This is a genomic window from Vibrio ziniensis, from assembly GCF_011064285.1.
GTDB classification, from domain to species: Bacteria; Pseudomonadota; Gammaproteobacteria; order Enterobacterales; family Vibrionaceae; genus Vibrio; species Vibrio ziniensis.
In genome coordinates this window covers 806,214-821,171 of sequence record NZ_CP049332.1, presented here as the reverse complement: position 1 = coordinate 821,171, position 14,958 = coordinate 806,214, and the positions used below count along the sequence as shown (strand labels likewise).

At 40.9% G+C, this 14,958-nt stretch carries 13 protein-coding genes; 2 read left to right on the top strand and 11 right to left on the bottom strand.

What is annotated here, in order from left to right:
- The first annotated feature begins 142 nt into the window (after positions 1-142).
- Entirely contained in the window at positions 143-436 is a 294-nt protein-coding gene (locus G5S32_RS18665) for a hypothetical protein (RefSeq protein WP_165313662.1), read from the top strand.
- 164 nt (positions 437-600) lie between these two features.
- Here the strand turns inward: G5S32_RS18665 and G5S32_RS18660 are convergent, their stop codons facing one another.
- The 6 genes from G5S32_RS18660 to G5S32_RS18635 form a co-directional block, all read right to left on the bottom strand.
- A complete protein-coding gene (locus G5S32_RS18660) occupies positions 601-1,557 on the bottom strand; it encodes an alpha/beta hydrolase (RefSeq protein ID WP_165313661.1) in 957 nt (318 codons plus the stop codon).
- A gap of 71 nt (positions 1,558-1,628) precedes the next feature.
- Positions 1,629-2,903, bottom strand: a complete 1,275-nt coding sequence (locus tag G5S32_RS18655; protein WP_165313660.1) for a carbohydrate porin — start codon at positions 2,901-2,903, stop codon at positions 1,629-1,631.
- Positions 2,904-3,237: 334 nt separating this feature from the next.
- On the bottom strand, positions 3,238-4,209 hold the full coding sequence (locus G5S32_RS18650) for an AraC family transcriptional regulator (RefSeq protein ID WP_165313659.1): 972 nt from the start codon (positions 4,207-4,209) through the stop codon (positions 3,238-3,240).
- A 13-nt stretch (positions 4,210-4,222) separates the two neighbouring features.
- Positions 4,223-6,880 (bottom strand): family 78 glycoside hydrolase catalytic domain, encoded by a 2,658-nt coding sequence (locus G5S32_RS18645; RefSeq protein WP_165313658.1) that lies wholly within the window; start codon positions 6,878-6,880, stop codon positions 4,223-4,225.
- Between the two features lie 5 nt (positions 6,881-6,885).
- Positions 6,886-8,232, bottom strand: coding sequence for a PTS sugar transporter subunit IIC (locus tag G5S32_RS18640; RefSeq protein ID WP_207621635.1), 1,347 nt, complete (start codon positions 8,230-8,232; stop codon positions 6,886-6,888).
- A gap of 547 nt (positions 8,233-8,779) precedes the next feature.
- Complete coding sequence (locus G5S32_RS18635; protein WP_165313657.1) at positions 8,780-9,823, bottom strand: GMP reductase; 1,044 nt, start codon at positions 9,821-9,823, stop codon at positions 8,780-8,782.
- Positions 9,824-10,418: 595 nt separating this feature from the next.
- Here G5S32_RS18635 and G5S32_RS18630 point away from each other — a divergent pair.
- A complete protein-coding gene (locus tag G5S32_RS18630; protein WP_165313656.1) occupies positions 10,419-10,973 on the top strand; it encodes a porin family protein in 555 nt (184 codons plus the stop codon).
- A gap of 18 nt (positions 10,974-10,991) precedes the next feature.
- On the opposite strand, the gene G5S32_RS18625 is transcribed toward G5S32_RS18630, so the two are convergent.
- The 5 genes from G5S32_RS18625 to G5S32_RS18605 form a co-directional block, all read right to left on the bottom strand.
- Positions 10,992-12,464 (bottom strand): NAD(P)H-hydrate dehydratase, encoded by a 1,473-nt coding sequence (locus tag G5S32_RS18625; protein WP_165313655.1) that lies wholly within the window; start codon positions 12,462-12,464, stop codon positions 10,992-10,994.
- Between the two features lie 61 nt (positions 12,465-12,525).
- Positions 12,526-12,972: a PAS domain-containing protein gene (locus G5S32_RS18620; protein WP_165313654.1), complete on the bottom strand. Its 447-nt coding sequence runs from the start codon at positions 12,970-12,972 to the stop codon at positions 12,526-12,528.
- The gene (locus G5S32_RS18615; protein WP_165313653.1) at positions 12,972-13,976 is read right to left on the bottom strand and encodes a response regulator; all 1,005 of its coding nucleotides are present in this window, start codon (positions 13,974-13,976) and stop codon (positions 12,972-12,974) included. Before G5S32_RS18615 ends, G5S32_RS18620 begins: the two co-directional genes overlap by 1 nt.
- 101 nt (positions 13,977-14,077) lie before the next feature.
- The gene (locus G5S32_RS18610; protein WP_165313652.1) at positions 14,078-14,311 is read right to left on the bottom strand and encodes a hypothetical protein; all 234 of its coding nucleotides are present in this window, start codon (positions 14,309-14,311) and stop codon (positions 14,078-14,080) included.
- A gap of 133 nt (positions 14,312-14,444) precedes the next feature.
- Positions 14,445-14,813: an NADH:ubiquinone oxidoreductase gene (locus G5S32_RS18605; protein WP_165313651.1), complete on the bottom strand. Its 369-nt coding sequence runs from the start codon at positions 14,811-14,813 to the stop codon at positions 14,445-14,447.
- Positions 14,814-14,958: the final 145 nt, after the last annotated feature.

Below are 14,958 nucleotides of genomic sequence, written 5' to 3'. Positions count from 1 at the left end.
TCGTTTGGTGCAAAGAGAAGAGGTCGTCACAGTATGAACAAAATATTCATAACGAAACTCGTGTATTTAACCCAAGAGAAAGTTAACGATCGATTATTTTTTAAGCTAAAGTTTACTTGGCATCAACAGAAAGGAGTTCGACATGAAGAATACAACCAAATTGATATCCTTCGTGGGATTGTTTTTATCAGCGAATGTGCTGGCTTGTAATGCAATTGAAGATATGAGTGCTCAAGTTATAAAGGAAACACTCACCCCAGAGCAAATACAACTGTCTCTTGAACAATGGAAGGCCAAAGAGTTAGCAAAAATTGATTCAACACCCATGATCCAGTTCCAAAATGATATCGCCCCCGCAGGTGCTCGAAAAAAACTAGCTCGGAATGCTATTGAAGCCAATTATAATGAAATGGCTCATGAACTAGGCTTACGCTAAAGCGATTTGTACTTTCATTGGCGTAATCAAAATCAGCTTGCTTATCTAGGCGTTAAAAACAAAAAGGCCGATGTGTGGGTGTTATCAGCACATCGGCAATACAAGAATGAAGTTGATTGGGACTTTACATGAACCCAAATAAGACAGCTTTATAACTCATTAAATTACTTTAGATTCTTGTCTAAAAACGCAATGATCGTTTCCATGATCTCTGGTTGATACCAAAGGAAACCAGCATGGTCTGCGCCTTTCACAACGTAGCGAGTAGAATCGATACCTTTTTCTACTAAAGCTTCATGCAAAATCTTGGTTTGACCTGGAGAAACAACTGGGTCTTTGTCACCGTGCATCAACAAAAATGGCGGTGTCTTTTTAGAGATATGAGTAATAGGGTTAGCATAAGCCGCTTTCTCTAGATCACTTTGGATTGAGCCGCCTTCCATAAATGGAACACCATTAACCAACATTGCTTCTGGCACTGCTGGAGACTCGTGTTTCTTTTGTCTCTCTTTGTCATAATCCATAGCAACGCGAGTTAAATCTGATAAACCGTACAAATCAATCGCCGCTTGAACATCACTACTTTGATCTAGGTTGGCACCTTTATCAAACTCCTTCATACCATTAGTTGTTGCAGTAATTGCTGCCAAGTACCCCCCCGCAGACTCGCCCATTACCGCAATACGAGTAGGATCGATACCAAATTTTTGAGCATTAGCACGCATGTAACGAACAGCTGATTTAATATCTTCAACCATACCGTTAAATTTAACCATTGGAACAACACGGTAGTCGATGCTTGCAACGACATAACCCGCTCGAGCCATGTCTACACGTTGACCAATAAACTTAGTCTTTGGCGCATCCATAAAGCCACCACCAGTCACAAATAGTACTGCTGGTAAAGGCTCAGGAGAAAATGGTTGAATCACGTCCATTGATAATTTGATTGGACGCCCCATGTTGTTAAATGTTTCTGAATAGACAAAATCAGAGTTCAAACGAATCGGTGGAACGGTCATTTCAACTGATAGTTCTTGGCTCTCTTTAGTAGCAGCACCTACTATGGTTGATGTAGCTACTAATGTTGCAACAAACAATACTTTTTTTATCGCTTTCATATACTTATCCCTTGAATATGTTCACTCCCAAATGGGATCGAACTTACTACACATAGATTAACAACGAATTATTAGAAAAAGACTTCAAAGCGGTAACCGAAGCGCCACTCAGACTCAACAGGAAGATCCGTTATTTCTTCATCACCACCAACGTATGCAACGCTGATATTAGTTACAGGCACTGCCCATGGAACACTCTTCAACTGAAGTGATGGACCCATTGCCAATTTGTACATGCTGCCATCTACGCCTTCGACACCATCACGGTTAGTTTTGTTTGCGTAAACAGCTTCGTACTGCATAGAAATATTGTTGGTTAGTGCTTGATGTACACTCAGTGCAGCGAATAACCCTTGCTCCTCAGCATTGCCAAACTCATAAGTACCACCAGCTTGAGTATTTGGAACACTAGTCGCTCGGCGCTGTTCTGCACGATCGGTATATTCATAAACAAATGATGGTTCAATAGTGAAACCTTCAAACTGGTGAATCATACCGTAGTAAGAAAAACGCATAGATTTGTCGTCTTCTTCACTTAAACCACTAATGCGAGCAGTACTTAGATACTGAGCAATCAGACCTTTACCACCTTGAATCATCGCACTTGAATTACCAGCAAGCCCCAAGAATGAACCGAATTTGTATTTAGCAAACGCACTGTATGCTTCACGCTCTTGTTGGAAAATCGGATCGTCTTTCTCTTGCATGTAGTTTGCACCCACTTCGGCGTTACCAAAGCGATAAGCAAAATCAAATACTACTCGTGAACCTTCTACAGCTTGAATCAATCCCATCTGATTATCGTTTAGGTCTGCCCAGTCAATTTGGTTGTAGCCAATAGTTACATCCAAATTGTCACTGTTATAGCCAATACCGGAATCCACATTGATTTCACGAATATTGTAAGCCAGATTGCGGATACGCTCACCAGCATACTTACGACCCGCCCAAACACGAGCATTCTCCGGTAGGAAATCCAAACCACCGTATTGAACGTACATTTGTGAAGCTTCAACAGATTTATCACCATAGCCTAGCAATTCAAAAGTAAAATCAGCCCACTCACCTTCCTCAACACCATCAAAGCGTTTGTTTAGTGAGAGTGCAGTAAAGTAGTCATGCCAGTATGTGTTGCCAAGGTCACCCATCTTACCGCGTGGATCTTGGTTTGGACCGGTAATATCTGTATGTAAAGCAAGGTTTTTTGGTCTATCTAGTTCGCTTTGAAAATCACCAGCAGCCATAGCAAAACCATGGAACTGTACAGAATCATCAGCAATTGTTGGTAGGGATGCAGTTGCAGTAAGTGCCGCTGAAATAGCCACTACTAAATTCAACTTTTTCATTAATTTCACTCCGTTATTTTTATAATCTGAGATGTACTTTTACTTATTTATTTGCTCATCTCATATTTATTGAACAGACCTAATCTGTAGCCTTTACAGTTAGTCATTAATCAATAAATTCATTATGAATTAATAGGAGGTAGTATTGTTATAACTGATGTTGCACTTGTGTTTGTCGGTTGGTGCACAGTGTGATTTAGTAAGCAAATCGTATAGAGTAAGAAGTGATAAGTGTTGAGTAAGCTCACATTTATTAACATGAATAGGTTGTTTTCAATCTAAAAAAATAAAAGCCAGCATTAAGCTGGCTTTTATTTTTAACTAACATGACAAATTAACAATCAAATGATACATCGTCTTTAGCTTTTATAGAATCACGATATTCTTTTACACTCACATTATATTTATCTTTAAATACACGATAAAAATGTGATGCGTTTTCATACCCTGTCATATTTATCACATCAATAATAGAGTAATCAGTATACGTCAATAGGTAGATAGCTCTTTCGATACGCTTTTCTATCACTAACTCACTGAATGTTTTACCTGTATAGCTCTTGAGAAGACGGCTTACCTTGTAATTCGGCTGATTAATTTTATCTGCTATCACTTTCAAGCTAGCGTCTTGATAATTTTCATCAATATACTTCAACACGGATAAAGCTAAAGAATCAATATAGTTAGAGCTAATGTAATAGTCACTATTATCGACATTTGATAATAAATTAGTAATAAGTAAACCAACGAGAAAATGTACCCTCATTTGCTTTAAAACTTTATCACTGTATATCTCATTGATAATTTTGCAGGCTGCTTTTTGAATATCATTATCATGACTCACTTTAAAGTGAACATGCTCACCAGATTTATTTCTCCCGTTAATAGAAGATAAAATAAATTTAGTAATCAAGTTTTCATCATCAAAAAGTGATATTAATCTGGCAATATAATCAGCTTCAATAATGAAGTTGATTATTATATCGTCTTCACCTGTAACTTCTATTTCGTGCTGAGCGTATTGATTAAGCAGCAATAATTCGCCCGCTTTTAATTCAACACTCTTGCCGTTAACAACTTGACGCATTTTACCGCTATAAACATAGACTAACTCTATAAAGTCATGAGAGTGCATGGGAACTGCTATAAAACGAGTATGCTTCTCAATAAACATATGCCGGTCACGATAGAAGTCACCCTCTAAACGTTTAAAAAACACCGGACTAAAGTCAGGCTTGTTCTCAAGGACCTCTAACTCTTTGTCAGTATGTACAAGCAATTGTTCATGTACTTTTGCATCAAGCATAATGAGCCTTTTATTAGCAGTTTTCGTTGACGGCTAATAAACCAGTCTTCATTGTAAGTTGCAACTTTGGCGTTTCAGATATGTTGAACTGCACAAGGTTTTCATTCACTATTTTCACTGGTAATTGGTGAATGGTTTCTTGCCACTCTTTAGGGAGTATCAAACGCGCTGATTTAAGCCCTTTCGGAACACGAACGGTCAAGGTGATATTACCGCTTTTCTCACGCTGCCAAGCGCAACTGATTTCCCCACGGACAGATTGGAAAGCACAATTGACACCATCAATATTGGGTTCAAAAAATGGCTGAATAGTGATTCGGTCTGCCGCACAGGCATTACTATCTACTGAGATACCACCTAGCCCACTATATAACCATGAGACATACGAACTAAACATGGCATGGTTACACGAACCATTGTAGTTCTCTCCAAAAAATTCATTCAATGAGCCACTACCATCCTGCAACATACTTGGAATGCCAATTGAGTTACTCAACCAAGGGTAAATAAGTTGATTCAGGTCGCAACGGTTTGCAATTTGGTACAAGAAACTTTGACCAAATATGCCACATTCGATATCAAACCCAGCGTTTTGAATTAAGCCTTTGAGATCCAAAATCAGATGGCGAGGATCTGCCTCTAAGTCAAAATAGAGCGCGAATACATAGCTGGTTTGGCTTCTATCTGCATAGCTACCATCATTATTACGATACCGGTTAATCAACTTTTGCTTATAGTCCAAAGCCTGTTGATTGTATTTGCCATACTTATCATCCCAACCCGCAACCTTACAAAGTTCAACCAGTAGCGTGAGGTGGTAATAGTAAAAACACGCAGCGGTAAAAGAGAGTGCTGGCGAACCGTTCTTGATATTGTTCTTATCCGCGACTTTACTGCCCCAATCGCCTAAGCAGAATTGCTCAAGCTGGTCTTGGTCAAGCGAATCCAAATGCTTCATTTGGCGCTCTAAAGCTGGTAGCAATTCAATCACCAGAGCTTGCTGACCATAATATTGATAATGAGTTTTAAGCAAATAAGGAACAGCTAATTGCCAGCCAAGCGGACCTGCACCCTCTCCGGTCCCTTTTGTTTGAATCCCCATAAAAGGAGCCGTTTCAGGGAAACCGCCATTAACTCTCTGTTCAGCAATAAAGTCTTTAATGGTTTTTTCATAAAGCTGTGCTGAGTTAAACATCATTGCTTGCGAATGGGCGAGTGCGACCATATCGCCGCCGTAGGCAAGCCTTTCACGAGCACAATCTTCAATAACAGAGTGAATGTTATTTTGCTTCGTGATTTCGGCAGCATGGTATAGGCGATTAATATGTTCATCTGAACTGGTAAAACGACCTGTTGGAGACAACAGCGTATTCGCGTACACAGCCTTAATTTGATGCAATTGCTCAAGCGTTATACCTGTCACCTGAACGAAGCGAAATGAGTGGTAGGTGTAACGGTTAATAAAGTGCATTTTACCTGTGCGACAGATACAGCGATCTCTTTGCTCTCCACGCTTTGGTGCTCCCGCACCTCCTGGCACGATCACATCAGGTTCCACGTCTTTACCAACAAAACCTGCCAACGTTGAGTCCGTATCCAGAGTACCGTTTTGTGCAAGCTGCTCGCTATACAGAAACTCGACTTCATCACCTTCTTGTGCTGTGAACTCTGCATAGATAAAACCACTGATCATAGTACCGAAATCAACTATATGATCAGTAGCAGAAAGCGAGTGAATATGCTTAGGAGCCACTTCCTCTCCGCGACATATCTTGTCAAGATAGCTAGGCTTCAGTGTACCGGTTGGCCCTTCACTAACAAGGGCAGGTTTCCATTCTGGATTAACTAAGCGATTTTCAATTTGTTCAAGCAATCGAAAATCAATCACTTCACCTAGGTATAGGTTATTGAAAAGATATGGGCCTGCAGTACGTTCCCAACTCACGTCTGTTGATATTACACGTTGATTATCGTGATCTTTAAGCACAACATCAGCAAGCAACGTCGGCTGACCCGTCGTGAGATTACGTCGTAAGTTATATTTGCCAAACAGAGTTAAAGGTGCAGGGTTGTACCAACCATTTGCAAGTTCTACAACAATCTCATTCTCGCCTTGTTGAAGATAGCTTGAAATATCAAAGGTATCGTAATACACAAGCTCCGAGTAATTGGTCCAGTCATTATTCAACTCATAGTTTGAAACCTTCTGACCATTAACAAAAAGAGTGTAATACCCCAAGCCCACGATATGAATAAGCGCTTCATAAGTTGGTTTACCTGCTGTGAACTGCTTTCTAAATATAGAGTTAGGGCAATCCTGATAGTAGTGTTCATCCGAGACTGGCTCTGAATGACTCGTAATCCAGCGACCTTGGAACTCCCCTTTATTACCACTGATTAAAGAAGCGTTAAGAACTTCAACCTCACTATTTGTACCATACACGGTGACTTCAATATCGTAGTAGCGACTTGCGGTTAGCTCTATATCAGACAAGGTATAGCAACTCTCGTTGCTATACTCTTCCGTGATGTGAGCCGTTTGACCATTACTGGAAAGCTTGAAGGTAAAGTGTGACTGTTTGAAATCCACCAACCAGCGACACTGAATTGGCAGTGTGTCGATAGTTACAGTTCCAAGCTTCCCGTTAACTGTTAGGCTGTTCATCATCATAAAGCTTATGCGCTCACTTCTGATGATGGTTCTGATTCTAATTGCTCACGAGCACGTTTCTGTTCTGCAATCAGAGCTTGTCGCTCCTCTTCTGTCTCTTCAGCAAAAGCAATGCGATCTGCAATCTTGAAGAAGAAGTACCAGCCAGCAAAGCGGATAAACAGAGCAACGAACTGGAATGCTGCAATCTTCCAACTACCCTGCATAAAGCCCGATACAATAACTGGCATACCAGCAGGGGTCATCACACCCGCAACAGCAGGAAGAACACCGGCCAACGTTAAGTAGTAAGCGGCAGCAAGAAGAACTGAGTTAAGCAGAATGTACGGTATAGCAAGCGCAAAGTTCATTACTAGTGGCACACCGTATGCCATTGGTTCACCAATGGTAAACACTGCTGGCGGTAGTGAGATGCGACCCAATGTTTTGTAACGCTGGCTTCTAGCCATAAACGCAAGCATGAATGCAAGAGGTAGCAAGTCACCCGCGGTATAAGTCATAAAGAACGCAAAACCAGTAATGTTTGGTGTTGGTGCACCCGCTGAAAATGCTGCTAGCTGAGCTGCATCCATTGCAAACCAAATTGGAGCAACAATACCCAGAGTGATTGCATGACCGTGTAAACCGAAGAACCACAGCGTTTGTGCAACAAGTGAAACGATAATTACCGAGCCGATACCAGCACCAAGATCCGTTAGTGGAGCCTGAATAATACCGTATATAATTTGGTGTACACTCCCCAGCTCATTGATGGTGATAGTCGCAGACAGTACTGTGAAAGAAGTTAAGATAACTAAACCAGGAACAAGAGCTGAGAACGATTTAGAGATAAATTCAGGTACACCGTCTGGCATACGAATAATCAACCCTTTCTTGGTGATCCAAACGAACGTCCGCGCGGAAATAAACGCCACCATGATACCGGTAAACAAGCCCATAGCACCCAGCCATGTGTTCGGAATGGAGTACGCTTGCCCCAGTGGTCCCATCTCACCCAGTTCGTAAGGTGTAAGAATGAAGAACGATATCATAGATATCAGACCTGCGGTGAATCCATCAACATCGAAGCTTTTTGCAAGAGTGTAAGCAACAGAAAAGGCGACAAGAACCGCTAGGAAGTTGTTGGTGAAGTTAATCGGGATATCAAAGAACTGAGCCAGATTATGTTTCAAGATAAAATCTTGGTAAGCCTGTATTGGTAGTACTTTTAGCAGGGTTGCGAAAGAACTCATGATGGTTGCAGGCAACACCATCATCATGCCTCTCATAATGGATTGCAAATATCTGTTTTGCCCAATTTTCTGCATAATAGCCATTAAGCTATCCTGCATTTTAGTTGTATCAATGTTCATAATTTCGACCGTTTCACTAAGTTGTTATAACTGTTTATTGTTACCGAATCGAAAGACTCGGTAGTAATCTCGTCTGCCAAATCATAAAAACATCAACTAAATACCGTAATAACGGATGTTGCATCTCTAAATGACCAACCTTGCAAACTGTGGGCTAACAGTTTAAATGCCCTAGAACATAGGTCGTAATAGATAGGTTGATCACAATAATGGAAGAGGTTTTCAGTTGGATTTGTAAGTGACCTAAAGCACAGTTATAGCTTCTAGGCGATAGTTAAACGCTCAATACACTTAGAAATATCACCACAGCATATTGTCGTAGTAGTCAGTTTCGAGCAGGAGTAACAAATGCACTTTCAAGTGCAATTAGAGTGGAAATAGAAGGGGAAGGCAGAGCAGACATAATATTGCCTCTTCACGATTTTGTCGTAAACTTACATAAGTCTAGACTATGAAGAGGCAATATCAAATTATGGTTGTACCAAATATCAATATATGGTTGTAAATATCTGGTTGTTTCAACAACATTTCCCGAAGAGTTGGAATTTTACTCTTTACCGTAAACGTTGTTCTCTTGCTCTTGTACGCGGATGAACGTAGTGCGCTTCGTTAGCTCTTTAAGCGAGGCTGCACCTACATATGTACACGTTGAACGCACGCCACCAAGAACATCTTGAATGGTATTTTCAACAGGACCACGGAATGGAATTAATACGGTTTTTCCTTCAGCTGCGCGGTAACCAGCAACACCACCAGAGTGCTTGTCCATGGCGCTCTTAGATGACATGCCATAGAATTTCATGAAGGTCTCTCCGTTCTTCTCGACTAGCTCACCACCAGCTTCTTCGTGACCAGCTAACATGCCGCCAAGCATAACGAAATCAGCACCGCCACCGAAAGCTTTAGCTACATCACCCGGACAAGTACATCCACCGTCGCCGATAATACGACCACCAAGGCCGTGGGCAGCATCTGCACACTCAATAATGGCAGAAAGCTGTGGGTAGCCAACACCTGTTTTCACTCGTGTTGTACAAACAGAACCCGGACCAATACCGACTTTCACGATATCTGCACCCGCGAGAATCAGCTCTTCCACCATATCACCAGTTACAACATTACCAGCAACAATCACTTTATTTGGGAAAGCAACTCGTACTTTTTGTACGTAATCGACTAGGTGCTCTGAATAACCGTTAGCAATATCTATACAGATGAAAATTATCTCTTCGCTCATCGCCATAATGTCTTTAGTCTTTTGAAAGTCATTATCAGAGGTCCCTGTAGATACCATAACGTTTTTCAACGTATCAGCGGCCGCGCTTTGCACAAACTCAGCCCACTGCTCGACACTATAGTGTTTATGAATAGCAGTCATGACATTGTGTTTTGCTAAAGCCTCGGCCATTTTAAAGCTGCCTACAGAGTCCATGTTTGCAGCGATGACAGGTACTCCAGACCATTGACGACCACTGTGCTTGAAGGTAAACTCGCGGGTTAAATTTACTTGAGATCGACTTTTAAGAGTTGAACGTTTCGGGCGAAACAGTACATCTTTGAAACCTAACTTAAGTTCTTGTTCGATACGCATTGTGTAATTCCTTGATTAATTCACAGTTTGTGTCTCTTTTTACAGAGTGTGTAGTGAGCACGTTGGCAGACGTAATCACTTTTCGGACACAAAAAAACCGGAGCGTTGGCAGACGCTCCGGTTTTCAGCATTATAGGTTGTGATTTCTTTCCTACAAGTCTGATATTTGTATTTTTTTTATGTTATCCTAGCGAAGATTTCATATCCTTCGGATAGACATTTCCTTCCTTATCAAGTTAAACCTCTTCAAAATCTTACATATCAATAAATTAGCTTAACCATCAACAAATCTTCTTCTTTTGGCAAACGTTTGTGCCATCGTTGAACTACAACATTGAATTGAAACTATGTGAATTAGTTCACTTAAAACCAGGACACTTCAATCTTAACTTTCGTTCATTTTTCACCCGATCAAATTTAGATCACAGCTTTTTGCTGCGAGTAAAGATAAAAACAAATTGCTAATATTTTATAAAGTTTTGTATTTGAACTTTTGGGAAACAAACAGACAACAATATTCAATCAAAATCATAATAGAGTATCTGACCCCATAGAGACACAAGAGCTTTTGTTACTGAGTGCAGTGGAGAAAAAGATGAAATATTTAGGGCAGACTAGTGTTGGTTTATTCCTTTTATTTTTAGCTTTACCTACTCTAGCAGCAATATCTCGACATCAATTTTATGCCAATAGTGGTTATAACAATATAGAAAATAGCAACTCGACTGAGAGCGCATGGACTACTACTCTCGGTTACAGTTATTATTTATCTCCTTATGTGGGCGTTGACTTCGGTTATACCGACACTATTTCTAACGGCGCTACATTTTTTGATAATGATGGCGAACCACTGCTGGTCAAATATCGCAGTTTCTTTGCAGGAGCTCGAATTGAACAGCCAATCAATAGTTATACTAGCGTGTATGCTAAAGGCGGTCTTGGACAGACCAATTTAGAGGAAAGCAATACCAGTTTTAGCCCCGAGCTAAGCCAAGATTACTCAGGTATCAATCCATACATCGGTATTGGTGCAACAATGCAACCTATGTACGTTGAAAAACTAGAATTAAGTGTTGAGCTCAAATTTCAGGATTTGCAGAACGAATATTCGGCGACTTCTTTTACTTTAGGAGCTCGATTTAGCTTGTGAACTAAGTAACCAAACAAGCTAATTAACCAAACTGCGCAAGTGACAAAGCAAATCGCTGGCTAACATTCCCCGTTCACCCTTTTCTTTTGCATTCAAATCAGCTGCTTTACTGTGAATGATGACTCCCAATTTAGCAGCGTCAAAGCAGCTTAAACCTTGCGCAAGAATTGAGGTAATGACACCTGTCAACACATCTCCCATTCCACCAGTTGCCATGCCTGGATTACCAGCCAAGCATACATAAGTTTCTTTGCCATCACTGACTAACGTTCCTGCACCTTTTAATACCACAATACCACCGTACTTATTCTGAAGCTCTTTTATAGCTTTGAATCGGTCTGATTCAATAGCGCTAACATCCACACCGAGTAGCCTTGCCGCCTCTGCTGGATGCGGTGTGATAATTCGATAATCATCTGTATTTGGGTTTCGTGCGAGAAAATATAAGGCATCAGCATCAACAACTTTCTTTACTGGAAGATCTTGAATGTGACAGAAAATCCGTTCTGCTTTTGAATCTCTACCAAGCCCAGGCCCAATAGCGACTACGCTGCTCCAATCTAGTCTTTGCTTAATTCGCTGTTCATCATCCCAACTGGCACTCATCACTTCAGGTATCGATACCAAGATGGATGAAACATTAGATGGGTGTAGCAGTGAAGCAGTTAAACCACATCCAACTCGAGCACACGCTTGGGCGGCAAGTATTACGGCCCCCCCCATGCCTTCATTACCACCTACTAAGAGTGCTTTACCGTACATACCTTTATGAGCACAGGCTTCTCTCTGGGAGAGCATCGACTTTATGGTTTTAGGAGAGATAGACCTTAGAGTCGGCTCATTTTGCTGCTCGAAACTTTCTTCAATACCTAATCCTGCAAAATGCAGTTGACCGACATAATTTCGAGCTTGTCCTGTCACTAGTCCTTGCTTTAGTCCAATAAAGCTTATTGTATGATTTGCTTTAACGGCTACACCAAGCACTGCACCTGTATTAGCACATAACCCAGAAGGGACATCGATAGCTACAACTGGTACATTACTAGTGTTAATCAATTGGATCATGTCCTGAATACGTTCACGAACAGTTCCCGTTAGCCCTGTACCAAGCAAGCCATCGATTATGAGGTCTATATCGTCTGGAATAGCATCATCGAAAGGATAAACCTCACCTCCATGATCCAACCAATGATAATAAGCTGACAGTGCATCGCCCTTTAGGTTTTCAGGATCACCATGTTGCCAAACTGTAACCTGAACCCCCATAGATTTCGCTAAACAAGCGACAATATAACCGTCCCCACCGTTATTACCGCCACCGCAACAAACTAGCCAATGATGTGTACCTGGGTACTGAGCGAAGGCTATGGTGAAAGCCGCTTGGCCAGCTCTTTCCATCAAACTGAACATTTCTAGCCCAGTTGATTTTGCAGCTAAAAGCTCACCTTGTTTTACTTGTTGTGCTGTATAAAAAACGCTGGGTAAAGGCATAGTAATTCCTCTTTGCTAACCCAAATCTGAAATATCTCAATCTAGACAATTTAAACTTGTTCTAAGCTTTATTTGCTTTCAAAACCACTAGGGCTTCTGCAGTTGAATCTTGGATAGAAAGAAACAATGAATTAACAGCACCTGTTGGCGTACGCATCGGGTTTAATGTTATGTTTTGATACATAAAATCAGCTTGCTGTGTCACAGGACGAACGTTGCGACATTTAAACAAGTATGGACGTTGCTGCCAAGTAATAAAACTTCGGCAGCCTAAGTCGTACACTGGTTTGGTTTTAAGACGAAACCACTCTTGTGGTATTTCTGGAAAAACGTCAAACAAAGATTTTCCAATCACTTCCTGAGCCATTTTTCCGCTGTGGTGGGTCATGAAACCGTTCCAGACTTGGACATTGAAATCACGATCGATCACGATCAATCCCATATCGACATTTTGTACCATGTCGACCATCCAATGAAACTGTTCAAATTCTGCAGGAAGAGACAACATTAAAAATCCTCCATCAAGTATGCTAGTTTGCTATCGAGTAATGGTAATGACTCGTCCACAAACATAAATAATAGGTCACAGCGAATCGAAGTGTCTTCAATTGTATAGCTAACTTCAAAGGTCATCGTTTTACTAAACGAACCAGCTGTTGAGTCAATCACGGAATCGATGGTGATATGTTGGCCTAGAAGTACTGGAGAACTTTGGAAAAAGCGAACTTCAGCTTGTGCACCTAAACCATTGAGAAATGAACCCACCAAAATATTGGAGACATCCATCAGTAGCTCCAACTCCTCAAGGTCCTCACTTTCCGCAGGTACTTTCATTAGTTTTTTTAGATCGGAAACACTGGTATCACTAAGCAGTACTAAAGCTTCACCAGCAATACCCTCACCACTGAATCCTTGACATACCCCGGAAACGTGTACGTTATCAGCAAGGTCACGAAGTGCCATATGAAGCTCGGTAACTTCAAAAATGTTCACATTTGGTAATGGAAGATGAACAAAAACATCAAAGTGTCTTGCGAGGGCATCCGCGGCTCGACCAATAGCCACGTTCGCAACTTCCATATATATATCGCGTCGGCGAAGTGCTGGTAGTTCAAACGAAACAGGTGTGACGATTTTGGGTAACGAAGCAGGCTCAATAAGCGTTCTCAACACTTCTTTGAGTACATTGACATCAATAGGTTTTTGAATGAATGCCTTAGCACCCAAAGCCATTACACGTTCTTTCGCTTTAGGCTGAATATCACCAGATACAACAACAACAGGTGTTGAGATACCTCTGCTCTTTATTTCTTCTAACGTTCCGAAACCATCTAGCTCCGGCATAGTTAGATCTAAAAACATGAGCTTAAATGTTTGCTGTTGCAAAATTTGCAGTGCTTCTAGTCCATGCTCTGCAAATGTTATGTTTGCATTTAGAGTCGCAGGGAGGGAACGCGCCATCTGTTTTCGTGCAAGCGCTGAGTCATCACAGATGAGTACAGGAAACGACATATCATCACCTTCCCTTTAATTTGTTAGGACTCTCTAAAGTGTATACCCAAATATCTAATTTGGGATAAAAGTAGATAACTAGTTATTGATTACTTTAGAGATTACGGCCAAAGAGTAAGCACTATAATACGTAATAGAACCGCACAGACTAGTAGGGCTATGCCCAATCTATACCACTTGTATTCGGAAATGGACATAGGAACACGCTTATAAAACATAGTGATGACGCCCTTCCAATCATGGCTACGGCGACCATATTGCGTAACACTGGTCAAAACAAAGATGATTCCAGCCACTAAGATGCTTTTTTCTATCCAAAACAATGCAATGTCCATAACAGTCCCTTTGTACGTCATTTACAATTAAGTATATAAGTAAATGATGCCCGCTACTTTAGGACTATAGTCGTACGTCAGGCAGCAAAAAGGGGCCTTAGGGCCCCTTTCTATATGTCTTATTGTTTGTGTGTTACAAATGAGCCATACGGTTACGTACGATCTTCGGCAACTCTGTAATACTCTCTCTGTAGCTGAACCACAAATAGGTAACAGTAATCGAGAAAAACAAGTAAGAGAGTGCGAAAACAAGTGGTGAAGTGATCAACTCAGCAGATAAGCCCCACATAACACCAATTACGGTAACAGCCAGCTTAGAAAGCAAACCACATACCAGCAAGAAAACTGCCAGTTCAGGTACTCGAGTACTTCTAAATGCAAACCAATAGCAACTGCCTACAGCAAGTGAAGCAACAGACATGCCTAATAGAAATGAATGAATATGAGCTGCAGAAGCAACGCCAGCAGAAAGTGACGTCATTAGTATCAACAATAGTTTCATAACATGCCTACCTCATTAAGTGACAGCAATGAATCCTTTCAATTTTGGTAATTTATTTTTAATTATTTTCGCTCAACATATATTTATTTCAAGGTCAGAAAATCAACAAAACTTATACTTATTAAACAATTGGTTGAATTGTTAA